Annotated in this window: 23 protein-coding genes and 2 pseudogenes; 14 read left to right on the plus strand and 11 right to left on the minus strand. The window is 68.4% G+C overall.

The features are described from left to right. Window positions 1-229: pseudogene (locus HPA01S_RS20380) on the plus strand (methyl-accepting chemotaxis protein); the annotation flags it as partial. A gap of 19 nt (window positions 230-248) precedes the next feature. On the opposite strand, the gene HPA01S_RS20385 reads toward HPA01S_RS20380, so the two are convergent. Both HPA01S_RS20385 and HPA01S_RS20390 read right to left on the minus strand, forming a co-directional pair. Next, window positions 249-983 carry a 16S rRNA (uracil(1498)-N(3))-methyltransferase gene (locus tag HPA01S_RS20385; RefSeq protein ID WP_066272976.1) on the minus strand — a complete coding sequence of 245 codons (735 nt, stop codon included), beginning with the start codon at window positions 981-983 and terminating at the stop codon, window positions 249-251. A gap of 2 nt (window positions 984-985) precedes the next feature. After that, a complete protein-coding gene (locus tag HPA01S_RS20390; protein WP_066272977.1) occupies window positions 986-2,077 on the minus strand; it encodes an aminoglycoside phosphotransferase family protein in 1,092 nt (363 codons plus the stop codon). Window positions 2,078-2,236: 159 nt separating this feature from the next. Between HPA01S_RS20390 and HPA01S_RS20395 the strand changes: the two genes are divergently transcribed. Genes HPA01S_RS20395 through rsmA form a run of 3 tightly spaced genes read left to right on the plus strand, consistent with a single transcriptional unit; the run spans window position 2,237 to window position 6,939 of the window. Continuing rightward, complete coding sequence (locus HPA01S_RS20395; RefSeq protein ID WP_245638707.1) at window positions 2,237-4,714, plus strand: LPS-assembly protein LptD; 2,478 nt, start codon at window positions 2,237-2,239, stop codon at window positions 4,712-4,714. After that, window positions 4,707-6,107: a peptidylprolyl isomerase gene (locus HPA01S_RS20400; RefSeq protein WP_066272979.1), complete on the plus strand. Its 1,401-nt coding sequence runs from the start codon at window positions 4,707-4,709 to the stop codon at window positions 6,105-6,107. The genes HPA01S_RS20395 and HPA01S_RS20400 overlap by 8 nt, the downstream gene beginning before the upstream one ends. A gap of 46 nt (window positions 6,108-6,153) precedes the next feature. Next, window positions 6,154-6,939, plus strand: a complete 786-nt coding sequence (rsmA, locus tag HPA01S_RS20405) for a 16S rRNA (adenine(1518)-N(6)/adenine(1519)-N(6))-dimethyltransferase RsmA (RefSeq protein ID WP_066272981.1) — start codon at window positions 6,154-6,156, stop codon at window positions 6,937-6,939. 229 nt (window positions 6,940-7,168) lie between these two features. Here rsmA and HPA01S_RS20410 read toward each other — a convergent pair. From HPA01S_RS20410 to bfr, 5 genes and pseudogenes are all read right to left on the minus strand, one after another. Then, a pseudogene (locus HPA01S_RS20410) lies at window positions 7,169-7,564 on the minus strand (barstar family protein); the annotation flags it as partial. 53 nt (window positions 7,565-7,617) lie between these two features. Next, the gene (locus HPA01S_RS20415; RefSeq protein ID WP_066273013.1) at window positions 7,618-8,037 is read right to left on the minus strand and encodes a guanyl-specific ribonuclease; all 420 of its coding nucleotides are present in this window, start codon (window positions 8,035-8,037) and stop codon (window positions 7,618-7,620) included. A gap of 220 nt (window positions 8,038-8,257) precedes the next feature. Further along, a complete protein-coding gene (locus tag HPA01S_RS20420; protein ID WP_066272984.1) occupies window positions 8,258-10,585 on the minus strand; it encodes an NADP-dependent malic enzyme in 2,328 nt (775 codons plus the stop codon). A 234-nt stretch (window positions 10,586-10,819) separates the two neighbouring features. Then, window positions 10,820-11,044 (minus strand): (2Fe-2S)-binding protein, encoded by a 225-nt coding sequence (locus tag HPA01S_RS20425; protein ID WP_066272985.1) that lies wholly within the window; start codon window positions 11,042-11,044, stop codon window positions 10,820-10,822. Between the two features lie 136 nt (window positions 11,045-11,180). Beyond that, on the minus strand, window positions 11,181-11,657 hold the full coding sequence (gene bfr / locus HPA01S_RS20430) for a bacterioferritin (protein WP_066272986.1): 477 nt from the start codon (window positions 11,655-11,657) through the stop codon (window positions 11,181-11,183). A 213-nt stretch (window positions 11,658-11,870) separates the two neighbouring features. Between bfr and HPA01S_RS20435 the strand changes: the two genes are divergently transcribed. The 9 genes from HPA01S_RS20435 (at window position 11,871) to HPA01S_RS20475 (ending at window position 19,990) form a co-directional block, all read left to right on the plus strand. Further along, on the plus strand, window positions 11,871-14,120 hold the full coding sequence (locus HPA01S_RS20435) for a TonB-dependent hemoglobin/transferrin/lactoferrin family receptor (protein ID WP_169801563.1): 2,250 nt from the start codon (window positions 11,871-11,873) through the stop codon (window positions 14,118-14,120). Between the two features lie 22 nt (window positions 14,121-14,142). Beyond that, window positions 14,143-14,472, plus strand: a complete 330-nt coding sequence (locus HPA01S_RS20440) for a hypothetical protein (protein ID WP_157085113.1) — start codon at window positions 14,143-14,145, stop codon at window positions 14,470-14,472. Between the two features lie 41 nt (window positions 14,473-14,513). After that, complete coding sequence (locus HPA01S_RS20445) at window positions 14,514-15,608, plus strand: hemin-degrading factor (RefSeq protein WP_066272992.1); 1,095 nt, start codon at window positions 14,514-14,516, stop codon at window positions 15,606-15,608. Beyond that, window positions 15,605-16,003: a VOC family protein gene (locus tag HPA01S_RS20450; protein ID WP_066272994.1), complete on the plus strand. Its 399-nt coding sequence runs from the start codon at window positions 15,605-15,607 to the stop codon at window positions 16,001-16,003. The genes HPA01S_RS20445 and HPA01S_RS20450 overlap by 4 nt, the downstream gene beginning before the upstream one ends. Window positions 16,004-16,037: 34 nt before the next feature. Continuing rightward, window positions 16,038-16,973 carry a heme/hemin ABC transporter substrate-binding protein gene (locus HPA01S_RS20455; RefSeq protein ID WP_066272996.1) on the plus strand — a complete coding sequence of 312 codons (936 nt, stop codon included), beginning with the start codon at window positions 16,038-16,040 and terminating at the stop codon, window positions 16,971-16,973. Further along, window positions 16,970-17,503, plus strand: coding sequence for a VOC family protein (locus HPA01S_RS20460; RefSeq protein WP_066272997.1), 534 nt, complete (start codon window positions 16,970-16,972; stop codon window positions 17,501-17,503). Before HPA01S_RS20455 ends, HPA01S_RS20460 begins: the two co-directional genes overlap by 4 nt. Then, a complete protein-coding gene (locus tag HPA01S_RS20465) occupies window positions 17,500-18,591 on the plus strand; it encodes a FecCD family ABC transporter permease (protein ID WP_066272999.1) in 1,092 nt (363 codons plus the stop codon). The genes HPA01S_RS20460 and HPA01S_RS20465 overlap by 4 nt, the downstream gene beginning before the upstream one ends. 107 nt (window positions 18,592-18,698) lie before the next feature. After that, a complete protein-coding gene (locus tag HPA01S_RS20470; protein ID WP_066273015.1) occupies window positions 18,699-19,538 on the plus strand; it encodes a heme ABC transporter ATP-binding protein in 840 nt (279 codons plus the stop codon). Continuing rightward, window positions 19,535-19,990, plus strand: coding sequence for a hypothetical protein (locus HPA01S_RS20475; RefSeq protein ID WP_066273000.1), 456 nt, complete (start codon window positions 19,535-19,537; stop codon window positions 19,988-19,990). The genes HPA01S_RS20470 and HPA01S_RS20475 overlap by 4 nt, the downstream gene beginning before the upstream one ends. Window positions 19,991-20,048: 58 nt before the next feature. Here the strand turns inward: HPA01S_RS20475 and HPA01S_RS20480 are convergent, their stop codons facing one another. After that, a complete protein-coding gene (locus HPA01S_RS20480) occupies window positions 20,049-21,041 on the minus strand; it encodes a carbon-nitrogen hydrolase family protein (RefSeq protein WP_066273002.1) in 993 nt (330 codons plus the stop codon). Window positions 21,042-21,214: 173 nt separating this feature from the next. On the opposite strand from HPA01S_RS20480, the gene HPA01S_RS20485 reads away from it, so the two are divergent. After that, the gene (locus HPA01S_RS20485; RefSeq protein WP_066273004.1) at window positions 21,215-22,135 is read left to right on the plus strand and encodes an AraC family transcriptional regulator; all 921 of its coding nucleotides are present in this window, start codon (window positions 21,215-21,217) and stop codon (window positions 22,133-22,135) included. Between the two features lie 44 nt (window positions 22,136-22,179). Here HPA01S_RS20485 and HPA01S_RS20490 read toward each other — a convergent pair whose 3' ends face one another. The 3 genes from HPA01S_RS20490 to HPA01S_RS20500 form a co-directional block, all read right to left on the minus strand. Then, the gene (locus HPA01S_RS20490) at window positions 22,180-23,271 is read right to left on the minus strand and encodes a DUF1513 domain-containing protein (protein WP_084360862.1); all 1,092 of its coding nucleotides are present in this window, start codon (window positions 23,269-23,271) and stop codon (window positions 22,180-22,182) included. 317 nt (window positions 23,272-23,588) lie between these two features. Then, complete coding sequence (locus HPA01S_RS20495; protein ID WP_066273009.1) at window positions 23,589-24,701, minus strand: imelysin family protein; 1,113 nt, start codon at window positions 24,699-24,701, stop codon at window positions 23,589-23,591. Beyond that, the gene (locus HPA01S_RS20500) at window positions 24,698-26,191 is read right to left on the minus strand and encodes a di-heme oxidoreductase family protein (RefSeq protein ID WP_066273010.1); all 1,494 of its coding nucleotides are present in this window, start codon (window positions 26,189-26,191) and stop codon (window positions 24,698-24,700) included. The genes HPA01S_RS20495 and HPA01S_RS20500 overlap by 4 nt, the downstream gene beginning before the upstream one ends. Window positions 26,192-26,407 lie beyond the last annotated feature (216 nt).

A 26,407-nucleotide genomic window follows, 5' to 3' on the forward strand; every position in this document is an offset into this window, starting at 1 on the left:
TTCGGTGCAGCGCGTGAGCGACATCATTGGCGAGATCACGGCCGCAGCGGGCGAACAAAGCGATGGCATCGGCCAGGTGAACGTGGCGGTGACGCAGCTGGACCAGATGACGCAGCAAAACGCGGCCTTGGTTGAAGAAAGCGCAGCGGCGGCCGAGAGCCTGAAAGAACAGGCGCAACGGCTGGCCGGTGTGGTGCAGGTATTCCGCCTCGCGCCCGCAGGCGTCTGAAGCGGCGGGGTTCAGCCCGTCAGGCGATCGCCAGCGTGAGCGCGGCGATGGCTGCCGTCTCGGCACGCAGCACGCGCGGGCCCAGCGTCACCGGCACGAAGCCGGCGCTGCGCGCGAGCGCGTCTTCGGCAGCACTCAGGCCGCCTTCGGGGCCGCTGAGGAACAGCACGGCGGTGTCCGCCGCCGCCTTGTCCAGCACGCTGGCCAGCGGCTGTGTGCCGTCGGCCAATGAGAGCACGCAGCGCAGTGCGGGCGCGCCGACACCGTCGGCGCTCAGGGCCTTCAGCCAGGCCGCCAGATCGGCCACCGGCTGCACGGTGGGCACGCGGTTGCCACCGCACTGCTCGCAGGCCGCGACCGCAACCGACTGCCAGTGCCCCTGTTTCTTGGTGGCGCGCTCGCCGCTCAGGCGCAGCACGCTGTGCGCGGTGTGCAGCGGTTGCAGGCTGGCCGCACCGAGTTCGGCGGCCTTCTCCACCAGCCAGTCCATGCGGTCGTTGGCCGGCATGCCCACGGCCAGGTGCACCGCGCGGCGCGGTTCACGCTCGATGGCGTGGTGGCTGCCGAGTTGCACTTCCACGTCGCTGCGGCCCATGCGGGTGATGGTGGCGTCCCACTCACCACCCTCGCCGTTGAACAGCGTGATGGTGTGCCCGGGTTGCAGGCGCAGTACCTGCACGTGGCGCGCCGCGGTGGCCGGCAGCGCGAGGGCCAGGCCTTCGCGCAGCGGCACCGGGCAACAAAAACGCGGCATGCTCAGACGCGGCCGAAGGCGTAGCCCGACGCGGCCTGCAGGCCCTCGATCTCGTCCAGCATCTTGAGGAAGGGGCCGAGCGCGCGGTAGCGGTGGGCGGTGTGGCGGATGTAGCCGATGAAGCGTGGCGTGTCGGCCAGGTACTTGGGCTTGCCGTCGCGCAGCGTGAGGCGCGCGAAGATGCCGGCCACCTTCAGGTGGCGCTGCAGGCCCATCCACTCGACGCCACGGTAGAAGGCGCCGAAGTCGCTGTGCCAGTCTTCAAAGTCCATCAGGCCGGCGGCGCGCGCTTTCTCCCAGTAGCGCACCGTCACGTCAATGACGAAGTCCTCGTCCCAGGTGAGGAAGGCGTCGCGCATCAGGCTGGCGACGTCGTAGGTGATGGGGCCGTGCACCGCGTCCTGGAAATCGAGCACGCCGAGTTGCTGCGCGGGTGTATCGCCGGGTTGCAGTGGCAACATCAGGTTGCGCGGCATGAAGTCGCGGTGCACGTAGACCGAGGGCGCGGCCTGGTTGTGCGCGACCACCGTGTCGAAGGTCTTCTGCAGCGTCTGCGCCTGGGCTTCGCTGAGCGTGAGGCCCTTGTGCTGCTGCAGGTACCAGTCGGGGAAGAGCTGCAGTTCGCGCCGCAGCAGGGCCTCGTTGTACGGCGGCAGCACACCCGGTTTTGAGGCCAGCTGCCAGGCCAGCAGCGCGTCGAGCGACTGCATGTAGCGCGCGTGGTTGGCCTGCGGATGGGCCGCGTCGATGCCGTCGAGCATGGTCTGGTGGCCCAGGTCGCTCAGCAGCATGAAGCCCAGCGGCTCGTCCCAGGCCAGCACCTCGGGCACCAGCAGGCCGGCGTCGCGCATCAGGCCGGCCACGTGCACGAAGGGCTGGCTGTTCTCGTGCGCCGGCGGCGCGTCCATCACGATCAGGCTGCCACCGGCCTGGGTGTCGATGCGCAGGTAACGGCGAAAGCTCGCGTCGGCCGAGGCCGGGCGCAGGGACCCGGGCACGAGGCCCAGGCGTGCGCTCAAGGGGCTCAGCCAGGCGTGGAAGGCGGTCTCGCGCTCGGCTTCGGCCCAGGCGACGGCAGGTTGGGACGGGGTCATGGGACGGGTGTGGTGACGGGGTGTGGTGACGGGGTGTGCCGTGCGGTCTGCCCGGGGGGCGGGCAGTGGATAATGGCCCACGATTCTACAAACCCCCCTGCATGGCAGCGGCCAGCTCTCATGCCTGCCCTGGCAGCCGGGCCATTGAAGTCCATTCCCTTGAACAGCCGCACCGCTCTGCCGCTCTCCGACCGCCCGCGCGGCGTGTTTGCCCAACCGCTTTTCGTGACGGCGCCCGTGGCGCGCGCAGTGCACGGCCTGCTCACGCTCATGGCTTTAAGCGCGCTCGCGGCGCCGAACTGGGTGCACGCCCAGTCCGGTGATGGTGACGAGGTGCCTCCGGTGTCGGGCGCGCAGCTCAAACCCAGCGGCGTGCTGGTGGAAAAACTGCCGGAGGCCGCGGCCCAGCAGGCCCCCACCTTCGTGTTCGGCGACCGCATCGAAGGCCAGACCGATTCCATCACGCGGGTGGAGGGCAACGCCGAACTGCGCCGCCACGGCACCGTGATCCACGCCGACGAATTGCAGGTTGACCAGCGCACGCAGGACACCGAGGCCAAGGGCAATGTGGTGATCAACCGCAATGGCGACCGGTTCACGGGCCCGGAGCTGCAGCTCAACATGGAGACCTCCAAGGGCCAGTTCCAGCAGCCGAAGTTCAACCTGCTGAAGAACGAAGGCACGGGCGATGCGAGCCGGGTCGATTTTCTGGACGCCGACCACGCGATCGCGCACCAGGCCCGTTATTCGACCTGCTCGCGCACGCCGGGCGCCGACTGGATGCCGGCCTGGCTGGTGCGGGCCACGCGCATCGAATTCGACAACGTGGAAGAAATCGGCACCGCCACCAACGGTGTGCTGGAGTTCAAGGGCGTGCCCATCCTGGGCTGGCCGCGTTTCAGCTTCCCGCTGACCGATGCGCGCAAGTCGGGCCTGCTGCCGCCGACCCTCAACCTCGACAACGTGAGCGGGCTCGAACTCACGCTGCCGTATTACCTCAACATCGCGCCCAACCTCGACGCCACCCTGTACCCCACCCTCATGAGCAAGCGCGGCGTGGACCTGGGTGCCGAGGTGCGGTACCTGCAGCCGCAGTACGCGGGGCAGTTGCGCGGCGCGTTCATGCCGTCGGACAAGCTGCGCGACGCCAACCGCTGGGGTTATTCGCTGCAGCACGATCACAACCTGAATGGAACGGGTGTGGACTTCGGCGGTGCGGCGAGCTTCCGCTTGAACCTCAACCGGGTGAGCGATGACAACTACTGGCGCGACTTTCCGCGCGCCACGACCACGCTGACGCAGCGCCTGCTGCCCAGCGATGCCGTCTACAACTGGGGACGCGGGCCGTGGTCCGTGAGTGCCGGGGTGTACCGGTGGCAAACCTTGCAGGACATCAGTGCGCCCATCGCGCCGCCCTACGACCGCCTGCCTTCGGTTGCATTGCGTTATGGCCGGGAAGACATCCGTCTGCTGGGCCTGAACGACTGGAACTGGACGGTGACCAGCGAGTACACCCGCTTCGAGTCCAATCCGCTGCTGACCCGCCAGCCCAATGGTACGCGTTCACTGGCGATCGCCGACCTCAGCCGGCGCTGGCGCGCGCCGGGCTGGTTCGTGCAGCCGCGTGCGCGCCTGCACGCGACGCAGTACCAGTTTGACGGTGCGCTTAGCAACGGCGCGCGCAGCGCTTCGCGCGTGCTGCCCACGGTCAGCCTGGACGGTGGCCTGATCTTCGAACGCGACGCTAGCTACTTCGGCCGCAATTTTTTGCAGACGCTGGAGCCGCGCGCCTTCTTCACCTGGACGCCTTACCGCGACCAGAGCATGCTGCCGAACTACGATTCGGCGGTCAACGATTTCAACTTCGCGACCATCTTTTCCGAGAACGTGTTCGGCGGCAACGACCGCATTTCCGACACCCGCGCGCTCACGGTAGGTGCGAGTTCGCGCCTGCTCGATCCCGACACAGGCGCCGAGGTGGTGCGTGTCGGTCTGGCGCAGCGTATCCTGCTCCGCGACCAGAACGTGTATCAACCGTTTGCGTCCGGCTTGCCCGGTGGTGACCCGGTGGCCGAACGCCTGAGCGACATCCTGCTGGCCACGCGTGTGCAATGGAGCCCGAAGTGGATGGTCGACACCAGCTTCCAGTACAGACCGGGCACCCGCGAGTCGGTGCGCACCACGCTGGCGGCACGCTACACGCCCAGCCGCTACCGCGTGTTCAGCGCCGCCTACCGACTGCAGCGCGGCGTCAGCGAGCAATACGAGTTCGGCTGGCAATGGCCGCTTAACGACCTGTGGGACACGCCGGCGAGCGCGTCGGTGCCGGGCCGCGCCCTGGGGGCCGGCCAGTGGTACGGCGTGGGCCGCGTCAACTACAGCGTGCCCGACAAGAAGATCGTCGATCTGGTCGCCGGCTTTGAGTACGATGGCGGTTGCTGGCTCGGCCGCGTCGTGGTGGAGCGCCTGCAGCGCAGCGCCACCACCGCCAACCAGCGCATCCTGTTTCAGCTGGAATTCAATGGCTTCTCGCGCATCGGGTCCAACCCGCTCAAGACGCTCAAAGACAACGTGCCGCGCTACCAATACCTGCGCGAAGAAATCAACCCGCCCAGCCGGTTCCAACAATATGACTGACCGTTTCACCGCCCCCTTCCGCCCGACCACCTGGCTGCTGTGCGCCTCCCTGCTCTGGGCCTGCACGGCCCAGGCCCAGGGCCTGCGCCCGTCCGGCCCGCTGGCCTCGCCGCGCGGCAGCACCGCGCCGCTGACCCCGACGCCCGCCCGCCAGCAACAAGGCACGGCCGACTACATCGTTGCGCTGGTCAACTCCGAACCCATCACCAACAACGAGGTGCGCCAGCGCCTGGCGCGCGTGGAACAGCAGATCACGCAGGACGGCAGCCAGATGCCGCCGCGCGACCAGCTGGCGCGACAGGTGCTGGAGCAGATCATCAGCGAGCGCGCGGAGCGCCAGCAGGCGGCCGAACTCGGCATCACGGTGGACGAAGCCGCGGTCACGCAGGCCGAGCAGGCGATCGCCGCGCAAAACCAGCTCAGCCCCGAGGAGCTGCGCCGCCGCCTGGCGGCCGAGGGCATGGACATCAACCGGCTGCGCAACGACCTGCGCAACCAGATCCTGCTGCAGCGCGTGCGCGAACGCCAGGTGGACTCGCGCGTGCGCGTGACCGACGCCGACATCGACGACTTCATGCGCGAGCGCCAGGGCAGTAGCACGCAGGACAACCTGGAGCTGGGCCTGGCCCATGTGCTGGTGGCCGTGCCCGACGGCGCCAGCGCCGAGCGCATCAACGAGTTGCAGGCGCGAGCCCAGGGCGTGGTCGACCGTGCCCGTGCAGGTGAAGACTTTGCCGCGCTGGCGCGCGAGTTCTCGGATGCCGAAGAGCGCAGCAACGGGGGCCAGTTCGGCCTGCGGCCGGTCAACCGCCTGCCGACCCTGTTTGTCGACGCCACGCGTTCGCTCAGCGTCGGCGGTGTGGCCGGTCCGCTGCGCAGCCCGGCCGGCTTCCACGTGCTCAAGCTGCTGGAGAAGCGCCAGGCCGGCCTGCCCGGCGAAACCGTCACCCAGACCCGGGCGCGCCACATCCTGCTGCGCACGGGGCCACAGCTCAGCCAGGCCGATGCGCTCGCGCGTCTGGCGGGTTATCGCCAGCAGGTCGCCAGCGGCCAGGGCAACTTCGAGGCCCTCGCGCGCGAATACAGCGAAGACGGTTCGGCCAGCCAGGGCGGCGATCTGGGCTGGGCCAGCCCGGGCCAGTTCGTGCCCGAGTTCGAGCAGGCCATGACAGCGCTGCGCCCCGGCGAGATGTCCGCACCTCTGGTGTCGCGTTTCGGTGTGCACCTGATCCGTGTCGACGAGCGCCGTCAGGCGACGCTGACGCAACGCGAACAGCGCGACATGGTGCGTGGCTTGGTGCGCGAGAAGAAGCTGGACGAGGCGCTGCAAGCCTGGACGGAAGACCTGCGCGGCCGGGCCTTCGTCGAGTACCGCGAAGCGCCGCAGCCGTGATCGCCCGGCAGGAAGGCAAGCCGGCGGCGGCCTGCGGCAATACCCCATGAAGCACGTTGCCCGCAAACGCTTCGGACAGCATTTCCTGACCGACGGCGCAATCATTGACGCCATCGTTGAGGCCATCCATCCCGCGGCCGGCGATGCCATGGTTGAAATCGGTCCCGGACTGGCCGCCCTGACGCAGCCCCTGGTGGAACGCCTGGGCCGCCTCACCGTGATCGAGCTCGACCGCGATCTGGCGGTGCGCCTGCGTGGCCACGGCCAGCTCGATGTCATCGAGTCAGACGTCCTGAAAGTAGACTTCACGGCACTTGCCGGCCGGCTCGGCGGCCGTGCGCTGCGCGTGGTCGGCAACCTACCGTACAACATCTCCACACCCATCCTGTTCCACCTGCTCGACCACGTGGCGGTGGTGCAGGACCAGCACTTCATGCTGCAGAAGGAAGTGATCGACCGCATGGTGGCGCTGCCCGCCACCGCCGACTACAGCCGGCTTTCGGTGATGCTGCAGTGGCGCTACGAGATGCACAACGTGCTGTTCGTGCCGCCGGAAAGTTTTGACCCGCCGCCGCGCGTGGACAGCGCCATCGTGCGCATGACGCCGCTGGCCGAACCACCGGCCATCGACCTGCCGCGCTACAGCACCCTGGTGCAGGTGGCGTTCAGCCAGCGCCGCAAGATACTGCGCAATACGCTGGGCCGCTGGCTCGACGAGCAAGGTTTTGCCGGTGAGTTCGATCTGCAGCGCCGGGCCGAAGAAGTGCCTGTGAGCGAGTACGTGGCCCTGGCCCAGGCCACGCAACAGGCCGCAGCAAGCCCGCGGGCATGAAAAAAGCCGCTGTGAACACAGCGGCTTTTTTCATTGTTCACCGAATCCCGTCGGCGGCGTCGGCTCGCAGGCCGGTGGGTCAGGCGGCGGTCAGCCAGTAACCCGCGTTGAACGGGCTGCTCATGCGCAGCGCCATCGGGCTCACGTCCAGGATTTTGTCGGTGGGCATGGGCTCTTCGCTCTGCACTTCGATCGGCTGCTCTTCACCCTTGGGGGCGCGGGCGACCGAGAACGAGTAGAAGCAACGGAACGGAATCTTGCGGTCCGACCAGTAGTCGGCAGCGTCGCGGAAGATGTCGAGCAGTTGTTCGCGCGCTTCCTTGTCGAACTTGGCGTGCGCGGGAATGTGCTCCAGCACCACGATGAAACCGGTCTGCGGACCCGACTTGTGGACCATGTCGGTCATGCAGTCGTAGAGCGCGTCGAAGTTCTTGCCGAAATGCGAGGGCAAGGTGTACTGCGCAGCGATCAGCTCCAGCACGTCCTGCTTGCTCTGGGCCTTGGCCAGGTTGGCGTACAGGAAGTGATGCCCCAAGTGCTCGGCCGCGGCCTGCAGGTCTTTCACGCCATGGGCGCGAATCGACTGAACGATGTTGGGGCGTACGTTACGAAGTGGCGTGTCCATCTCCGCGTCTCTTTCTAAGGTCAAAGTTAAAAATTTGCTCACATCACCCAAGCTCACTGCACGATCAGCTTGAAGCTGCTGTAGTGGTCTTCGGTGTAAAAACACGTTTCAGGGGTCCGGGGCTGAAACCCGCCACACACGATCCGCCGGGCGCCCCGGTGGCTCAGGCCCGGGGTGGGCACCGTGTATTCCCGGTAGTACCCACGCTTCTGGCCCGGCAACAGGCGTTCGCGATTGCCGAACACCGAGCCATCCTTGTCGTACCGGAAGGGGCCGCCTTGCCGGATCTGGTTCAACACATCCTGGCCTTGCGGCGGCAACCCTGTGATCACCACCGACGCGGAGCCCGAATCGAGAGGAGCTTGTGGAGCGCGGGCCTGCACCGCAATGGTGCCGACAACCACCGCCAGAACGGCGGCGAGGGCCACTCCCCTGGCCTTTCCGAAACGAGCCCGGATCCGTTTCAGATCCATGAAATTCCCAGCTCCTGGTGACGTCAACCTGTCGCCAAACTGCATAAAAAGCACTACAAAAGTGCACTTTCAAGGGGCATTCTGGTGGGGGTTAACCCTGAAATCCAAGCGCGCTAGTGTGCCTGAGCGCTCCTCAAAAAGCAAGGGCTTTGCTGAAATAATCAGCAAAGCCCTGCCTCACAGAGTGTTTTAAAGTTAGCGCTTGCTATAGTGAAAAAGCTTAGCGCGAAACGTTCGCGTCGGCGACGGTCAGGGCCGTCATGTTGACGATTCGGCGCACGGTGGCGCTGGCGGTGAGGATGTGCACCGGCTTGTCGGCTCCCAGCAGCACCGGGCCAATCGCGATGTTGCCGCCGGCAGCCGTCTTGAGCAGGTTGTAGGCGATGTTGGCGGCATCGATATTGGGCAGCACCAGCAGGTTGGCCGAGCCCTTCAGCGTGGAGTTGGGCATCAGGCTCTGGCGGGCCTGGGCGTCCAGTGCCACATCTCCGTGCATTTCGCCGTCGGCTTCGAGCCAGGGCGCCTGCTCCCGAAGCAACGCCAGCGTGCGGCGCATCTTGATGGCGCTGGGTTCCTCGCTGGAGCCGAAGTTGGAATGCGACAGCAGGGCGACCTTGGGTTGCAAGCCGAAACGCAGCATTTCCTCCGCCGCCATCACCGTGATTTCGCAGAGCTCTTCGGGGGTCGGGTCGTAGTTCACGTGCGTGTCGACCAGGAACACCTGGCGGCCCGGCAGCATCAGGCCGTTCATGCAGGCATAGATGCGCACATCCTGCTCGGTGCTGGGGCTGCCGCCCACGCGCTTGCCGATCACCTGGTCGATGTACTTCAGGTGGTGTTGGGTCGAACCCCAGGTGCCGCAGATGAGGCCGTCGACCTCACCCTTGTGCAGCAGCATGGCGCCGATCAGCGTCAGGCGGCGGCGCATCTCGATCTTGGCGAGTTGCTGCGTCACGCCCTTGCGCTCGGTCATGCGGTGGTAGGTCTGCCAGAAGTCGCGGTAGCGGCTGTCCTGCTCGACGTTGACGACGTCGTAGTCCAGCTCCTCGCGCAGGCGCAGGCCGAACTTCTCGATGCGCTGGGCGATGATGGCCGGGCGGCCGATCAGCGTGGGCCGGGCCAGGCCTTCGTCGACGACGATCTGGCAGGCGCGCAGCACGCGTTCTTCTTCGCCCTCGGCGTAGGCCACACGCTTGCGCGCCGCGGCCTTCGCGGCCGAGAAGATCGGCTTCATGATGGTGCCGGAAGCGAACACGAAGCTCTGCAGCTTCTCGCGGTAGGCCACCATGTCCTGGATCGGGCGTGAGGCGACACCGCTGTCCACCGCGGCCTGCGCCACTGCCGGCGCGATCTTCATCATCAGGCGCGGATCGAAGGGCTTGGGGATCAGGTACTCGCGGCCGAAGGCCAGCTTCTCACCCGCGTAGGCAGCCGCCACCACCTCACTTTGCTCGGCCTGGGCCAGCTCGGCGATGGCGTGCACCGCGGCGATCTCCATCTCGTCGGTGATGGTGGTCGCGCCGCAGTCGAGCGCGCCACGGAAGATGTAGGGGAAACACAGGACGTTGTTGACCTGGTTCGGGTAGTCGGTGCGGCCGGTGGCCATGATCACGTCGTCGCGCGCCGCGTGGGCGTCTTCCGGTGCGATCTCGGGGTTCGGGTTCGCCAGCGCGAAGATCACCGGCTGGGCCGCCATCGAGGCCACCATCTCGGGCTTGAGCACGCCGCTGGCCGACAGGCCGAGGAACACGTCGGCGCCCACGATCACCTCGGCCAGCTTGCGCTTGTCGGTTTTCTGCATGTACTGGCGCTTGTCGTCGTCCATGAGCTCCTCGCGGCCCTCGTAGACCACGCCGGCCAGGTCGGTGACGAACACGTTCTCGCGTTTCAGGCCGACCTTGAGCAAGAGATTCAGGCAGGCCAGCGCCGCCGCGCCCGCGCCGGAGGTGACGAGCTTGACCTTGGAGATGTCCTTGCCCGCGACCTTCAGGCCGTTGAGCATGGCCGCGGCCACGGTGATGGCGGTGCCGTGCTGGTCGTCGTGGAAGACGGGAATCTTCATGCGCTTGCGCAGCTCGCGCTCAACGTAGAAGCAGTCCGGTGCCTTGATGTCTTCGAGGTTGATGGCGCCGAAGGTCGGCTCCAGTGCGGCGATCACTTCAACCAGTTTGGCCGGGTCCTTCTCGTCGATCTCGATGTCGAACACATCGACGCCGGCGAACTTCTTGAACAGCACGCCCTTGCCTTCCATCACCGGCTTGGAGGCCAGCGCGCCGATGTCGCCCAGGCCCAGCACAGCGGTGCCGTTGGTGATCACGCCGACCAGGTTGCCGCGCGCCGTGTACTTGAAGGCGGCGGCCGGGTCCTTGACGATCTCTTCACAAGGCGCTGCCACGCCGGGTGAATAGGCCAGGGCGAGGTCGCGTTGGTTGGTGAGTTGTTTGGTGGCGGCGATGGCCACTTTGCCCGGCACCGGGAATTCGTGGTATTCCAGGGCGGCGCGGCGCAGTTCGTCGCGCTTGTTTTCAGGGCGGTTTTCCATGCTCATGCTCGTGTCTCCGGCGCGTTGTTATCTTGCGATGTGGAAAGGAATTGCACATTCTAAAGGCGAAGCCGGGAAAACCCTAGTCCGTGAAACCGCGTAAAAAGCGCGGACACCTTTGACTTTCAGGGCGGGCATCGGCAGGCCGCCAGCGAGACCTGAGTATGCGGCGGCCACCAGCGCAGCGCGAAGCCGCGTGGCTCGACAGAAGACAGAAGAAATGTGGGGAGGAAAGTTCGCTCAGACCGCGGCGGCCTGGGCCGGCAGCGTGGCCGGGTGCAGCTGCAGGTGCACCACCGACTGGTGCGGTGTGCATTCCGACCACAGCGTGCGGGCGCAGGGCTCGCACTGGCCACACTGGGTGGCCACGCCCAGCTCGAGTTGGATGTCATCAAAGGCCATGCCGGACCGTGCACAACGTGCGATGGTCTGGTCACTGACGCGATGGCAAACGCAAACGATCATGGGTCTGGGCAGGGCAAATGGGGCGGTTCGGAACGAGCGCCTGCGCAAATGATAATTGATCGCATTCAATATGCAAAAAAAAGCCCCGCAAACTTGCGGGGCTCTATGGTCAGCCGGCCACGGCTGGGGAAATCCCTCAGCTCACGGCGCCCATCTGGCTCTGCAGATAGTTCTGGATGCCGACCTTTTCCAGCAGTTCGGCCTGGGTTTCCAGGAAGTCGATGTGCTCTTCCGTGTCGTCCAGGATCATCTGCAGCAGGTCGCGGGACACGTAGTCGCGCACCGCTTCGCAGTGGGCGATACCGTCCTTGATGGTTTGCTGCGCGCCGGTTTCCAGCGCCAGATCGCTCTTGAGGATCTCGGGCACGTCTTCGCCGATGTTCAGCTTGCCCAGATCCTGCAGGTTGGGCAGGCCGTCGAGCATGAAGATGCGGTCCATCAGTTTGTCGGCGTGTTTCATTTCGCCGATCGACTCTTCGTATTCCTTGGCGGCCAGCTTGTCCAGGCCCCAGTGCTTGAGCATGCGGTAGTGGACGAAGTACTGGTTGATCGCGGTGAGCTCGTTCTTGAGCTGGGCCTGCAGGTGAACGATGACTTTGGCGTCGCCTTTCATGGTGGCCACTCCTTTCCTATTTGTTGTAGACAGGCGCGCATTGTCGGCGGTGCGGGTGAGCACTTGAGTCTTGAGAATCGGTACGCCTTGCAAATGAGAATCGTTCGCATACAATCGCGCTCCTAGCCAGCCCGCATCGGGGACATCCCACGGTCGCGACGCCAGCCTTGTTCTTCCATCCCTTGAACCAGGTGCGTATCGACGATGTCACGCTTGCCATCTCCCCTTCTTTCCCTGGCCCCGCCACCCCTGAGCCCGCTGTGCCTGGCCTGTGCAGCACTCTTCACGCTCATGGCCGGCCCATCGTTCGCCCAGGCCAGCAGCGCCGCCACGGCTGGTGCTGTATCGACCCTGCGTGAGGTCGTGGTCAGCGGCTCGCGCAGCGAACGCGCCATCGACGACGTGCCGGCCAGCATCGACGTGATCACCGGCGACGACCTCGATCCGGCGCGGGTGCAGGACATCCGTGACCTGGTGCGCGACGTGCCCAACATGAGCGTGAAGCGCGCGCCGCAGCGCTTTGGCGGCGTGACCGGCTCGACCGGTCGCGACGGCAATGCCGGCTTCAACCTGCGTGGCCTGGAGGGCAACCGCGTGCTGCTCACGGTCGACGGCATCCGCGTGCCGCGTGAACTCAGCAGCGGCGTGTTCGGTTCGGCCGCGTTCGGCCGCGACTACTACGACCTCGGCCTGATCTCGCGCGTGGAAATCGTGCGTGGCGCCAGCTCGGCGCTCTACGGCTCCGACGGCCTGGCCGGCATGGTTGCGATGTTCACCACCGAACCGAAGGACCTGCTCCAACCCGGTCAGACCTTCGGTGGCCGCGTCGGCCTGCGCGCCAGCAGCGAAGATGACAGCCGTGGCGTTGGCGTCACGCTGGTCGGCCGGCCCAGCGACAGCTTGCAGTGGCTGGGCAGCGTGCAGGTCGGCCGCAGCCATGAGCTGGACAACCAGGGCGAGAACTTCGCGCTCAACAGCACCCGCACCGCGCCCAACCCGCAGAAAGACAAGAGCGTGTCGGCGCTGGGCAAGCTGGTGCTCACGCCGGGTGGTGGCCAGCGCCACACGCTCACGCTGGAGCACGTGGACAAGTCGGGCGACGTGCAGGGTTACACCGCGCGCGCCACCGCCAACGGCTTCCAGACCTTGAACGTGGACGGCAGCACCGACATGGAGCGCTCGCGCCTGAGCTGGGACGGCCGCTTCCGCATCGATGCGGCCTGGGCCGACGAACTGCGTGCCACCGTGGGTTACCAGCAGGCCGAATCGCAAGAGGTCACGCAGGAGCTGCGCCGCTCTCTCACCACCACGCTGCAGTCCGGCCGCTCGCGCGACGTGACCTACACCGAGAAACTCTGGCAAGGCGTGTTGCAGGCCGAGAAGGCGCGTGCGCTGGATGCCGACTGGGCGCAGAAGCTGGTCTACGGTGTGGACGTGTCGGTCGCCCGCATGGACAACCTCGTCACCGGCACCGGTGCACCGGGCTACGAGAGTTACCCACTCAAGCGCTTTCCGCCCACCCGCGAAACCAACACCGCGCTGTTCGTGCAGAGCGAGTTCGCCACCGAACGCTGGAGCCTGATCCCGGCGCTGCGTTACGACCGCTTCGACCTCAAGGCCGGGAACAACGCGCTCTACCCGCTGCAACCGGCCAGCCTGTCGGACTCGGCGCTCTCGCCCAAGCTGGGCGCAATCTTCCGCGCCGCGCCCGAGCTCAGCCTGTTTGCCAACCTCGCAGCCGGCTTCAAGGCGCCCAGTCCGCTGCAGCTCAACAACTACTTCCAGAACGCATTTGCCTTCTACCGCACCATCCCCAACCCGAACCTGAAACCCGAGCGCAGCCGCACCTTCGAACTCGGCGCGCGCGACCTGGTGGGCCCCTTCCAGTGGGAAGCGGCGGTGTTCAGCGGCCGCTACAAGGACTTCATCGAAGACCTGGTGGTGGTCGGCGGCATCCAGGGCGACCCGACCAACCCGCTGACCTACCAGGCCATCAACCGCGGCAAGGTCAGCCTGAGCGGCTTCGAGCTCAAAGGCCGGCTGGCCGTCGGCAAGGCCACCGACCTGCGCCTGGCTTTCGGCCAGACGCGCGGCAAGGACACCACGCTGGGCCTGCCGTTGAACTCGGTCAACCCGGCGCGCCTGGTGCTGGGTGTGGACCACCGCATCGGCGACTGGAAGCTGGGCGCGTCGCTCACGCACGCGGCCAAAAAGTCGGGCAGCGACATCAACCGCAGCGACGTGGCCAACCAGTTCGCCACACCCGGCTACACCACGCTGGACCTGCGTGCGAGCTGGCAGGTCAGCCGCGCGACCCGGCTCAGCGCCGCCATCCACAACCTGACCGACCGCAAATATTGGGAATGGACCAATGTGCGCGGCGTCGCCGCCAACTCGCCCGTGCTCGACGCCTACACCGCGCCCGGCCGCAGCCTGTCGCTGGCGTTGGTCACCGACTTCTAGCCACCTCACAGGAGCCATGCGCATGCAAACCGATCCACGCCAGACCGAGACCACCGCCGACGAGGAATACACCCTGCCCAACGTGGAAGCCTTGCTCGCGGGCACGCTGGCGCTGATGACCGGTTACGCGCAGAGCGCGCCCGATTGCCCGCACCGCGTGTGCATGGCGGACAAGCTGGTGAGCCACCTGCTGTGCCTGTCCACGCATCCGCAACTCTCGCCGCAGATGCAGGCCATGCTGGCCAACCTGCGCACGCGCTGGCAACTGCAACTGGAAAACAGCGTTGCGGCCACGGCCGAAGACCCCACGTCCACCGCCCTGTGGCACACGGCACCGGCCGGCGTGCACTGACTCACACGGCCGAACCCCAGCGGCCCTTGCCGGAGAACACCATGAACCATGCCCATGAGATCCGAACCGCTTTCGCCGCCGCCCGCCAGCGTGGCCTGCGCGCCAGGGAGGCCGCCGAGTTCCTGTCGCTGAGCGAGGGCGCGGCAATCGCCGCACACCGCGGCGCCCACGACGCCACGCTGACGGCCAACGCGCTGCGCCCCGACTGGCTGGCGCTGCTGCAGTCGCTCGAAGCCTGCGGCCCCTTGATGGCACTCACGCGCAATGAAAGCGTGGTGCATGAGAAGACCGGCGTGTACCAGAAGGTCTCGGCCAGCGGGCCGGTGGGCCTGGCGCTGGGTGAGCAGATCGACCTGCGGTTGTTCTTCCACCAGTGGCACGCCGGTTTTGCGGTGAGCGAGGCGCTGAAGAACACGCCCGGCATGGCGCCACCCAGCCTGCAGTTCTTCGACCGCCACGGCGTCGCCGTGCACAAGATCTTCGTGCGCGAGCAGACCGACCTGGCCGCATGGCAACGCGTGATCGCGGCGCACACCGCCAGCGACGACACGCCCGACGCCGTGTTCGTCGCGCGTGAAGCGGCCGCGCCGCCGGTGCAGCCACTGGTTGATGCCAACGCCTTCGCCGCGGCCTGGGGCGCGATGACCGACACGCACGAGTTCTTCTCGCTGCTCAAGCGCTTCGGGCTGGAGCGCCAGCAGGCCTTCCGCCTGGTCGAGGGCCGGTACACGCACCGGGTGGAGCACACCGCGGTGCGCGGGCTGCTGCTGGAAGCGGCCTTCGACGGCACGCCCATCATGGTGTTCGTGGCCAGTGCGGGCTGCATCCAGATCCACACCGGTGCGGTGCAGCGCGTGGAGCCGATGGAGCTGCACGGCAAGACCTGGCTCAACGTGCTCGACCCCGGCTTCAGCCTGCACCTGCGCGAAGACCTGATCGGCGACGTCTGGGTGGTGCAGAAGCCCACCAGCGACGGCACCGTGACCTCGGTCGAAGCCTTCGACCAACACGGCGAGCTGATGGCCATGTTCTTCGGCGCGCGCAAGCCCGGTCAGGCCGAGCTGCAGGCCTGGCGCCAGATCGTGGCGCAACTGCAGACCGGTGGCGCCGCGCGCCAACCCGAGGCCGTGGCATGAGCAGCGCCCTGCAGGCAGTGGAGCTCAAGACCTTCGTGCCGGCGAAAGACTTTGCACTCTCCAAACGCTTCTACACCGAGCTCGGTTTTGTGCAGCGCTCCGAAGGCGGCGGGGTAGCGTACTTCTGTGTCGACCACAGCGCCTTCCTGCTGCACGACTTCTACGAACAGGCACTGGCCGAAAACCTGGTGATGCACCTGCTGGTGCCCGACGTGCAGGCCTGGCGCGCGGACGTGGACGCGCAAGACCTCGCCGGGCGTTATGGCAGCCGCATCACGCCGGTGAAGGCGCAGCCCTGGGGCATCACCGAGTTTGTGCTGATCGACCCGTGCGGCGTGTGCTGGCACATCGGGCAGAACACGCCCGACTTCGAGCCCGTCGGGCGCCTGCCCTGATGCACCTTCTTCCCGAACCTCCACCGAGCCAAGCATGACGCCTCCCGCCCCCTTCGTGAACAGCGCACGCCGAAACGCGCTGCAAAAGCTCTGCTCGGCCGCGGCCCTGGCGGCGGCCAGCACCGGGTGGACCACGCGGCTGATGGCGGCGCCTGCGGCGGCAGCAGGCTCACGCGCCGCGCCACGCCTGATCACCATCGGTGGCGGCATCACCGAAGTGGTTTACGCCCTGGGCGCACAAGACCAGCTGGTGGGCACCGACACCACCAGCCTCTACCCCGCCGCAGCCCAGGCCACGCCCAAGGTGGGCTACATGCGCCAGCTCTCGGCCGAGGGCCTGCTGGCGCTGCGGCCCGACGCGGTGGTGGCCGGCACCGACGCTGGCCCGCCGGTGGTGCTCGACCAACTGCGCAGCGCCGGCGTGCGCATCGAACTCGTGGCCTCGGACCACAGCTGGGCCGAGGTCGGCCGCAAGGTGGCCGCGGTGGGCCGCGCCACCGGGCGTGAAGCCGCGGCGCGCGAGCTGCAGGCCCGGCTTGACGCGCGCTGGACGGCCTTGATGGCGCGTGTGCAGGCTGCTGCCGCGTCGGGCCCTGGCCCCAAGATCCTCTTTGTGCTGTCGCACGGCGGCAGCCCGCAGGTGGCGGGAGAGCAGACCGCGGCCGACGCGTTGATCCGTTTCATCGGCGCGCGCAACGCGCTTGCTGGCTTCAAGGGCTACCGGCCGATGACGGCCGAGGCCATGGCGCAAGCCGCACCCGACGTGATCCTCACCACCACCCAGGGCATCGAAGCGGTCGGCGGCGAAGCCAGCTTCTGGCAGCGCCCCGAGGTTGCGCTGACACCGGCCTACCAGCGCCGCGCCAGCGGTCATACGCTGGTGCGCCTCGACGCGCTGGAACTGCTCGGCTTCGGTCCGCGCCTGCCCGACGTGGTCGAGCGCCTGCACAAGCAGCTGGTGCGGCCATGACCACCGCACCGCGCGGCGGCTTCTGCGCCATGAACCGCTTTCCGCACGAGCCCGCCAACGTGCGCACGCCCGACCTGCACCGCGCCGTGGCCGACTACACCACGGTGCTGGGCTTTGCATGCCGCCAGCACATCCACGGCGTGTTTGCCCTGGTGGTGCACGGGCCGCTGCAGGTGCAGCTCTGGGCCTGCGCCGCAAGGCCCGGGCGCTGGGAGCGGCCGACGCCGGGCGACCGGGGCTTCGTGCCCGGCCACCACCGCGTCGAGGTGCCGCGCATCCACGTGCTGCACGCCAGCCTGCGCGCCGCCGTGCTGCGGCCCTGGCGCTGCGGCCAGGGTGCCTGCAAACCCGCACACGCGCTGCAGTTCGAGGGCGAGGTGCCGCGCTGGCAACCCTGGGGCGCGTGGGAGCTCTCGCTCACCGATGTGGACGGCAACGTGCTGCAGTTGATTGACCGCGCCGCCTGCTGGCCCGACGTGCCGGGCCAGCAGCAGCCCGGCGCGCAGCAGCGCATGGAGGATCGTTCGTGAGCCACACCGCCGCGTCCGCCGGCCCTGCGCCATGGCACGCCCGCCTCGGGCCACGCCGCTGGTCCGGGCCGCGCCTGCTGCTGTTGCTGGGCCTGTTGCTGCTGCTCACGCTGCTCTGGTCTGCGGGCCAGGGCGCCTACAGCCTGCCCCTGAGTGAATTGCCGGCGGTGTTGCTGGGCGCGGTGACCACCGCCGCGCCCGGCTCGGGCGCCGACCTGGTGTTTTTCCACATCCGCCTGCCGCGCCTGGTGCTGGGGCTGGTGGCCGGTGCCGGGCTGGGCATGGCCGGTGCGCTGATGCAGGGCCTGTTCCGCAACCCGCTGGCCGACCCCGGGTTGATCGGCGTGAGCAGCGGCGCGGCACTGGCCGCGGGCACCACCATCGTCATGGGTCACCTCTGGTTCCCCGACATGCCGCGTGCCCTCGGCAGCTGGACGCTGGTGCTGATGGCCTTCGCCGGCGGCCTGGCGGTCACGGTGCTGATCTACCTGCTCTCGCGCGGCGAAGGCGGCACGCGCGTGGGCCTGATGCTGCTGGCGGGCATCGCGGTCAACGCGCTGGCCGGTGCCGGCCTGGGCCTGCTGAGTTTTCTCGCCACCGACGAACAGCTGCGCAACCTGCAGTTCTGGCTGCTCGGCAGCCTGGGCGGCGCGCGCTGGAGCGCGGTGGTGCTGGTGAGCGCCCTCGTGGCGCTGGCCTGCGCGCTCGGCTGGCGGCTGGCGCGCCCGCTCAACGCGCTGGCGCTGGGCGAGGCGCAGGCGGTGCTGCTGGGGGTGCCGATCGAACGCGTGAAGCAGACCGTCATCGTGGTCACGGCGCTGGCCGTGGGTGCCATCACCGCCAGCACCGGCATCATCGGATTCATCGGCCTGGTGGCGCCGCACATGGTGCGCCTGGTGGCCGGCCCCGACCATCGCTGGGTGCTGCCCGGCTCGGCCCTGCTGGGTGCCGTGCTGGTGCTGCTGGCCGACGCGGTGGCGCGCACGCTGATGCAACCGGCCGAGCTGCCGCTGGGCGTGCTCACCGCCCTGGTGGGCGTGCCGTTTTTCCTGGCCCTGCTGCGCGGCGCGCACGGGCGGCGCCTGTGAGCGCGCGCCTGCTCGACGCCGACTGGCGCAGCGCCTGCGGCGAACTCGCGGCCGGCGAATGCCCGCACTGGCTGGACGACGACAGCGAGGAACAGCACGGCGCCACGGTGGCACTGGACGACGGCGCCGGCCTCTGCGCGCGCGACGTGGGCGTGCGCGCCGGCAGCCGCCACTTGCTGCAGGGCGTGGGCCTGCGGCTGGCGCCGGGCGAGGTGGGCGCGATCCTCGGCCCCAACGGCGCCGGCAAATCCACCCTGCTGTCGGTGCTGGCCGGCCTGCGTGCGCCCGACAGCGGCCACGTGACGCTCAACGGCCAGGCCGTGACGCCGGCCCTGGTGCACCGGCTGGCGCGCCACCGCGCCGTGCTGCCGCAGGAGACCGCGGTGGCGTTTGATTTCTGCGTGCACGAGGTGGTGGCGCTCGGCCGCTACCCGCATCACCTGCAGCCCTCGCGTGACGAAGCCGGCATCGTGCAGGCCGCCATGCAGGCCACCGGCGTGGCCGCCCTGGCCGAGCGCCATGTGGGCAGCCTGAGCGGCGGCGAACGCGCACGGGTGCAGCTGGCGCGCGTGATGGCGCAGATCTGGGAACCGCTTGCCGACGGCGCGCCGCGCTGGCTGCTGCTGGACGAACCCACCGCCGCGCTCGACCTGCGGCACCAGCACGAAACCCTGGCCACGGTGCAGCGCTGGGCGCGTGAGCAGGGCGTGGGCGTGCTGGCGGTGCTGCACGACCCCAACCTTGCGCTGCGTTACGCCGACCGCGCCTGGGTGCTCGACGGCGGCGTGCTGCAGGCCAGCGGCCCACCGGCGCGGGTGCTGCGCCCGGCGCTGTTGCAACGCGTCTGGCAGGTGCAGGCCAGCACCGTGCGCGCGGCCGACGGCGTGCCGCAATTGCTCATCGCGGCCAGCGTGCCGCCCACACCAGGGAAGGACAACAACACATGACCGTCACCATCAGCACCAACGTCGTCGCCACCGGCGTCCGCAGCGTGGCGCGCCAGGACCGCGTGGCCGCGCGCGAACTCGCGATCGAGCACGGCGTGCTCACACGCCAGATGGCCGGCCTGCAACGGCGCGTGGGCGAACAGCTGCGCGCCCATGTGCAGCAGATCGCCGCGCTGGAAGACGAAGTGATGCGCCTGCGCGCGCAGCTCATCGTTTCGCGCACCTGCCTGCTCTGGGGCCTGGGCGTGGCCGGCGTGGTGCGGCCGCTGCCGCGCCGCGCGCAGCACGCGGTGGCCAGTGCGGTGGCCTCCATGGCCGAGGCCAGCCAGGTGATCTGCCAGACCGGCTGCGTCGGCCACGCCCATCCCTGGCTGGAAGACGACGGGCAATGCCGCCGCACCGGTAGCGCCTGCGAGCTCTACATGAGCAACGCCGGCACGGCCACGAAGTAGAGCCCCCTTCGGCCCACCCGGCCAGGGGCTGGGCCGGCGTCAGGGGCTGGGCCCCCGTTCAGGTGTCTGCCGTCGCCCGAACCGTTCCTTCCACAACGGTGGAATGGGGCAGCGCGGTCTGTGGAGCGCGGTTCACGTCGAAGGTGAAGATGTCGGGGCGGCTGTAGTGTCCGGCACCGTCGGCGAAGAACTTGGCGAACGGGATGATGGACAGGTCGAGGTCGGCATAGATCACCGCTTCGGTATCGCGGTGCGGCTCGGCAAGCCATTTCCCGTTGGGCCCCATGAACCCGCTGATGCCTCCGCCCACGGTGGGTGCATCCGGGCCGGGCTTCATGCCGAGACGCTCGACGATCTCCTCCGAGATGCGGCCCTGCACCAGGATGACGTAGGTCTGCGCACAAATGGCATGTGCTGCGGCCAGGGTGGTCGAGTAGTGGTCGAAGTCGCCCGCGTTCGGATCGCCGTGGGTGGCATTGATCGCCGGCCAGGACGCAACGTGGATTTGTTCGCCCATCGCGGCCAGTGCATGCCGGCTCAGGTCCATGCTGTGCTCGAAGCAGATCAGGCCGCCCACCTTGGCAAAACCGGTGTCGACGATGAAGACATCCCGGCCATCGCCGCGGCCCCACACCGTGCGTTCGGCATTGGTCGGATGCAGCTTCCGGTGCTTGGCCGCCAGGCGCCCTTCCGGTGAGAACCAGGCCATGGTGTTGTAGAGCGTGCCGCCCTCCCGCTCGTTGACACCCAGGCAGACCCAGACGCCCGCGTCGCGTGCGGCTGCGGCGATTTTGTCGGCCTGGGGGCTGGGAAATTCGATGGCATTGCGGTACAGCTCTGCGAACAGCGGCGCCGCGTATTTCGAGGTGTGCGACCAGATCCAGTGCGGGTATCCCGGCAGGAAGGTTTCCGGAAAGGCGACCAGCCTGGCGCCACCCGATGCGGCCTCGTGAATGAACTCGACCGTGCGCTGCACGCCGGCATCGAGGTTGAGGAATGGCGCGGCGGCATGAACTGCTGCCACGCGCACGGATTCAAAAGAAGTGGTCATGGTGTGAATAGCCCGTGAAGTGCCCGCGAACCTTGCGGTGACCCATAATCGGCCAATGGTCTCGGGCTGGTCTTCCGGAATCCATTCGCCGTTGTCAGAAACGCTCCAACTGACGCTCCCTTGGTGGCCTTCACCGCTCGCGGTTGCAAGGCCCTTTACCGGATGGGCACGCCATGAGTTCACCTTTCCCCACTCGGCCCGACGATGTTTTTCTCGCCGGCAAGACACACGGGATCGCGCACCGGTCTGAAGTCCATCTGTTGCGCGAGAGTGCCTCGCTGAGATGGCGGAGCCTGTATGCCTCGCTGGTGCAGGAATCGCCCTGGACGGCGGATCTTCCGGAGGCATCGGCACCCGGCATTGCCTATTGCGTGGCCAGCGCCAGCCCGGTGACCCGCACCCTGTCCAGGGTGCGTGAAGAAGACGTGTTGAGGCCACGGCAATTCAGCCTGGTGCCGAACCAGCGGAGCAGCCGGTGGACGATATCGGGCCGGCCGCGCATCCTGCACCTCTATGTCCATGACGCCATCTTCAGACAGGTCGCGGACGAACTGTTTCGCGGCGCGTCATCGGTCGATGGCCTGATACCGAGGCTGTGCACGCACGACCCGGTGATCGCGCATTTGGCCGAGACCACGATCCATCTGCTGTACGAGGGTGATGCCTGCAGTGCCTACCAGGCCGACCATCTCGCCTACATGCTGGCGAGCAGGCTGCTCAGCCACCACTCAGACCTCGCGCCGCGGAAGACGGGACCGGTGCCCGGGCCACGCGTTTACCGCTGGCAACGGTTGCTCGACCACATTGACGAGCATCTGGCGGACGACCTCTCGCTGGAGACCATGGCGGCCAGCGCCGGCCTGCCCGCAACCCAGCTGTGGCGGTTGTTCCGCGCGCACCTGGGCACCAGCCCGCACCAGTACATCCTGACCCGGCGCCTGGAGCAGGCCAGGCATCTGCTGGAGAACAGCGCAGACCCCATCGCGGATATCGCGCTGCAGACCGGCTTCTCGAGCCAGAGCCATTTGACCAGCGCCTTCAAGAAGCACTTTCAATCGACACCCGCTCAGCACCGCCGCCATCGCCGGGGCTAGGTTGTATCTCTCGAACGTGCGGTTCGAGGGGATGCACGTGGGTCTCAGGCCCGTGGCCAGACCTGCCAGTGGTTGTCGATCTGCAGGCGTTCGCCGGATCGCGCTTCCACACCTTCGGGCGCGCACCACACGCCCTCGGCACCACTGGCCCACCAGTGGCCGGCGTCGGACGCCAGCGCATAGGCCTCGCGGTGCGACACGTTCTGCAACCAGCGCGCGTCGGAACTGAACAGCGCGAGCGCATCGGCACGCGGGCAGCTCACCACGAAGCCGCCTTCGGGCAGCGCACAGATGTCGCCGCCATATCCCATCACCGGCGGCTGGCCGCTGGCGGCCTGCAGGCGCGTGCCGTCCCACAGCGCGAACACCGGCGCAGCGCGTTTGGCCTCGGCATCCGGGTGCTCGGCCTGCAGCGCGATGCCGACCCGCGTCGACACCGGGTCCCAGATCAGGTGGCGGATGCTGAGGAACGGATCGCCCAGGCGCCACTGGCCGAGCAGGCGGCCGTCGCGCGGGTCGAGCGCGACCAGCGAGGCGTCCATGCGGTCGAGCTGGCGCTTGCTGCGTCCGGTTTCGGGCAGCGTGGGAATGCCGCCGTTGGCCACCAGCAGGCTGCCCGCGGGCAGCTCGCCCAGGGCTTGCGGCAGCACGATGAGTTCGTGCGGGTCCATGCCGTGCGTGGGCCACTCGGCGCGTTTCTCCAGGCTCCGGATGTCGCGCACGGCGAGCCGGCCTTGCGCGTGGTCGAGCTCGGTCTCGGTGGTCCAGAGCGTCTGGCCGTCGGGGCTGGTGATGGCGTGGCCGTTGAAACGGCGGTCGTCCTCGATCCAGTGCCACTGCGTCTGCCCGCTGCCCGGGTGCCAGCGCAGCAGCCAGTCGCCCGGGCGCCGCGCCGCGGCCAGCACCGAGCCACCCGCTTCGCGCAACAGACCATGCGCGCGTGTGGGCACCGCGAGCGAACGCTGCACCGACCAGCGCGTGCCCTCGACGGCGAGCACACCGATGTGGTGTGCGTCTGGCGTTTGCCAGGCGGCGATCAGTTGTGTGCGTGCGCTGCCCCGTGCCGCCCAGGCGGGCATGCCGGCCAGTGCCGCGAGTGCCAGGACATGGCGGCGGGAGAGAGAGGGGGTTTTCATGCCAGCGGCCCTCACCCCAACCCTCTCCCAGGGGGAAAGGGAGCAAGACATGCGGCGCGCGGAGTGCCGCGCAGGCCAGGCAATGCCGTGAACGCCAGCAGATGGCGGCGAGCGAGCGATGGGTTTGTCATGCCGCCGGCCTTCAACCCAACCCTCTCCCGAAGGGAGAGGGAGCAAGACACGCAACGCGTGAAGTGCCCCGGACAAGGGGCACCAAGGGTCCGGCTTTGCCGGCCCGAGGTGCCGTCCCCCCTCGAAGCGCCGAAGGCGCGCCACAGAGGGGGGAAGTCGCGCAGCGGCGCAGGGGGGCGTCCCATCTAGTCCCCGTCGGCATCCGAGAAGCCCAGCGGTACATCCAGCGCCGCCGCGATCTCGTTCTGGAACAGCACGGTCACGGCCTTCATGGATTTGGTGAGCGCGAGCAGTTCACGCTCGCTGCTGCCGGGCGTGAGCTTGTCCATGCCGGCCGTCACCTGGTCGAGCGCCTGGCCCCACTTCTGCGCCAGCGCGAGCTGGCCACGGCCCATCAGCAACGCCTCCATCGGCACCAGGGCCTGGCCGGCGGCGGGTGGTGGTGTGCCCGGCGGCAGCCTGCCCTGGGCCTGCAGGCTTTGCCACTGCGCGCGCCAGTCGCGCATGGCGCTCTCGCGGTCGAGCCGGGCATAGGGCACGGGCGTGCCCTTGGCCGCGTTGCCGGTGGTCTGGTGGCTGGTGATGGGTTTTTCGATGTGGGCCCAGCGCAGGCGCTCCAGCCCGGCGAGCCACTGGTTGACCCACTCGGCCAGCGCGGCGGTGGTCTGCTCGGGCTCGTCGTCCCATTCCTTGTGCGCCCATTCGCCCAGTTCGCTGTGCAGGGCCTGCGCTTCGGCGGCGATGCCTTGTGCCACCAGGCCGGCATAGCGGCAGTCGGCGGCTGCAGGCGGCGTGGCGTTGCGGCTGCCGGCCCATTGTTTCAGCAGCAACTCGAAGGCGGGGAAACCTTTGGCCGGGGTGCCGACGCGGTCCATGTCGGCCAGCGTGCTGGGGGCCTTGTCCATCGAGCGGCGCAGCAGGTCCGGGCGCGTGGGCCAGAAGTCGATCTGGCGCTGCGAACGGCGTGTGACCAGCGGGCCGACCGCGGGTGTGGCCAGGCGTTCCCAGCCCACCAGCGTGTCCTGCCATTGAGTGCGCAGCGTGGCCAGCGGCACCTGGCCCTGGCAGAAGCGCCCGGTGGTGTCGACGAGCCGGTCGGCCTGGGCCTGGAAGGCTTGCGCCAGCGGCGGCAGCCAGTGGGTGTAGACACCTTGCAGGGCCTGCCCGGCCGAGTAGTAGGGCGCGGCCACCACCGGTGCCGGGGCCGCCTCCTGGGCGGTGGCCAGCCCGCTCAGGCCGAGGCCGATGGCGAGCAGCACACCGTGGTGGCGCCGGGGGTGCGGGAACGGATGTGTCATAGGGACTCCACGAATTTCACCAGCGCCTGGCGCTCGCTGCGCTTCATCTTCAACACCTGTTCCTTGGCGGCCTGGGCTTCCCCACCGTGCCAGAGGATGGCTTCGAGCACGCCGTTGGCGCGGCCGTCGTGCAGCAGCCGGGTGTGGCCGTTGACGTCCTTGATGAGGCCGATGCCCCACAGCGGCGGCGTTTTCCACTGGCTGCCGCTGGCCTGGAAGTCGGGGCGGCCGTCGGCGAGATCGGGGCCCATGTCGTGCAGCAGCAGGTCGGTGTAGGGCCAGATCGTCTGGCCTTTCAGCGCCGGGCTGGTGAGCGCGGGGAACGGGCCTTCGGCGGTGACGTAGCTCGGGCGATGGCAGGCCGCGCATTGCGCCTGCGCGAACAGGGCCTGGCCGCGTTGCACCTGCGCGTCGTTGGCGCCACGCCGCGCCGCCGGGGCCAGCGTGGCTTGGTAGAAGACCACGTGGCTGAGGGTTTCGTCGTCGATCTCGGGCTGCGTGGCGCTGGCGCTGGACGCGGGCACGATGCCGTCGCGGCCGTTGGCCTTGCCGCCGCCGTGGGGTGCGGCCAGGCAGTCTTTCTGCGCCGGCGTGCAGGTCTCGTGCGGGAAGGCGCTGGAGGTGATGCCGATGTCGCCATGGAAGGCGGCGGCGGTCTGGTGCGCAATGGTGGCCACATTGGCCTTCCAGCCGAAGCGGCCGAGGCGCTCCTCCTGCGCCACCACGTCCCACACGCGGTTGGGCTGGCCCTTGATCGGTCCGGGCGCGGCGGCCTGCTCGCGCGCGTTGCGTTGGATCTCGCTGTCGGGAATCGCTTCGAGCAGGCCGATGCCGGCGATCTGCGGCGCGATGCGCGGGCTCACCATCAGGCCGGGCGCGAACGGGCCGTAGGCCAGGTCGGTGAGCTTGTAGATCGGTTTCTGCAGCGTGTAGGGCGTGCCGTCGGCGAAGCGCCCGCGCACCGCCTGCTGGCGGATCTCCACCCGGCCTTCGGGCTTGACGCCCTGGATGGCGGCGTTGTTGAACTGGTCGCCGTACACCGGGTCGGGCCGCACGCCGGCCTTGGGGTCGGGCGTGCCGGCCACAGACAGGCGCATCAGCAGCGCCACCGTCGGTTCGGGCTCGGGCCCGAGGGTGTTCTTCCAGGCCGGTGGTTCGCCGCGCCCGTCGAGCACGTGGCAGCCGGCGCAGGAGCGGGCGATGAAGTGCGGCCCGAGGCCGTCGCGCGCGGTGGTGGAGGCCGGGGCCTCGACCCAGTTGCGTTTGAAGAAGGAGTTTCCGATCACGAAGCGCGTGCGCCCCGGGTCGTCCAGGTTGGCGAGCGGAAAGGAAAACGCGTTCTTGCCGGTGGCGTAGACCGTGGTGAGCCCGCCGGTTTTTTCACCCAGCGGATCGGGCACTTCGTCGGCGTGCAGGACGAGGGTGACTGCGCCACTCAGCAGGACCCCCATGGCGAGCGCGAGGCGCGTGGCTTTGGGAAGAAGCGACATGGTGAAAGACCCGGGACAGGTGCAAGGTTCAGCGAGAGAAAGGCAAATCGCAATCCGCGGGGCGGAGGGGCGGGTGAAGGGGGGAGACCCTTTCACGCATGCCCCTCACCCCGGCCCTCTCCCCAGAGGGGCGAGGGAGGCAGAAGACCCGCAGCGCGCGACGTGCCTTCCACCAGGGACACCGAGGGCCCGGCTTCGCCGGCCCCAGGTGTCGCT

Source organism: Hydrogenophaga palleronii NBRC 102513, assembly GCF_001571225.1.
In the GTDB taxonomy this organism is placed as follows: Bacteria; Pseudomonadota; Gammaproteobacteria; order Burkholderiales; family Burkholderiaceae_C; genus Hydrogenophaga; species Hydrogenophaga palleronii.

What these genes read in the sequence shown, in the direction of transcription:
- HPA01S_RS20455 (WP_066272996.1), top strand. Translation starts at nt 16,038, where the DNA reads ATGACGCCTCCCGCCCCCTTCGTGAACAGCGCACGCCGAAACGCGCTG.
- HPA01S_RS20445 (WP_066272992.1), top strand. Translation starts at nt 14,514, where the DNA reads ATGAACCATGCCCATGAGATCCGAACCGCTTTCGCCGCCGCCCGCCAG.
- HPA01S_RS20385 (WP_066272976.1), bottom strand. Translation starts at nt 983, where the DNA reads ATGCCGCGTTTTTGTTGCCCGGTGCCGCTGCGCGAAGGCCTGGCCCTC.
- HPA01S_RS20460 (WP_066272997.1), top strand. Translation starts at nt 16,970, where the DNA reads ATGACCACCGCACCGCGCGGCGGCTTCTGCGCCATGAACCGCTTTCCG.
- HPA01S_RS20420 (WP_066272984.1), bottom strand. Translation starts at nt 10,585, where the DNA reads ATGAGCATGGAAAACCGCCCTGAAAACAAGCGCGACGAACTGCGCCGC.
- HPA01S_RS20490 (WP_084360862.1), bottom strand. Translation starts at nt 23,271, where the DNA reads ATGAAAACCCCCTCTCTCTCCCGCCGCCATGTCCTGGCACTCGCGGCA.
- HPA01S_RS20440 (WP_157085113.1), top strand. Translation starts at nt 14,143, where the DNA reads ATGCAAACCGATCCACGCCAGACCGAGACCACCGCCGACGAGGAATAC.
- HPA01S_RS20415 (WP_066273013.1), bottom strand. Translation starts at nt 8,037, where the DNA reads ATGGATCTGAAACGGATCCGGGCTCGTTTCGGAAAGGCCAGGGGAGTG.
- HPA01S_RS20425 (WP_066272985.1), bottom strand. Translation starts at nt 11,044, where the DNA reads ATGATCGTTTGCGTTTGCCATCGCGTCAGTGACCAGACCATCGCACGT.
- HPA01S_RS20495 (WP_066273009.1), bottom strand. Translation starts at nt 24,701, where the DNA reads ATGACACATCCGTTCCCGCACCCCCGGCGCCACCACGGTGTGCTGCTC.
- HPA01S_RS20480 (WP_066273002.1), bottom strand. Translation starts at nt 21,041, where the DNA reads ATGACCACTTCTTTTGAATCCGTGCGCGTGGCAGCAGTTCATGCCGCC.
- HPA01S_RS20390 (WP_066272977.1), bottom strand. Translation starts at nt 2,077, where the DNA reads ATGACCCCGTCCCAACCTGCCGTCGCCTGGGCCGAAGCCGAGCGCGAG.
- HPA01S_RS20450 (WP_066272994.1), top strand. Translation starts at nt 15,605, where the DNA reads ATGAGCAGCGCCCTGCAGGCAGTGGAGCTCAAGACCTTCGTGCCGGCG.
- rsmA (WP_066272981.1), top strand. Translation starts at nt 6,154, where the DNA reads ATGAAGCACGTTGCCCGCAAACGCTTCGGACAGCATTTCCTGACCGAC.
- HPA01S_RS20500 (WP_066273010.1), bottom strand. Translation starts at nt 26,191, where the DNA reads ATGTCGCTTCTTCCCAAAGCCACGCGCCTCGCGCTCGCCATGGGGGTC.
- HPA01S_RS20485 (WP_066273004.1), top strand. Translation starts at nt 21,215, where the DNA reads ATGAGTTCACCTTTCCCCACTCGGCCCGACGATGTTTTTCTCGCCGGC.
- HPA01S_RS20475 (WP_066273000.1), top strand. Translation starts at nt 19,535, where the DNA reads ATGACCGTCACCATCAGCACCAACGTCGTCGCCACCGGCGTCCGCAGC.
- bfr (WP_066272986.1), bottom strand. Translation starts at nt 11,657, where the DNA reads ATGAAAGGCGACGCCAAAGTCATCGTTCACCTGCAGGCCCAGCTCAAG.
- HPA01S_RS20400 (WP_066272979.1), top strand. Translation starts at nt 4,707, where the DNA reads ATGACTGACCGTTTCACCGCCCCCTTCCGCCCGACCACCTGGCTGCTG.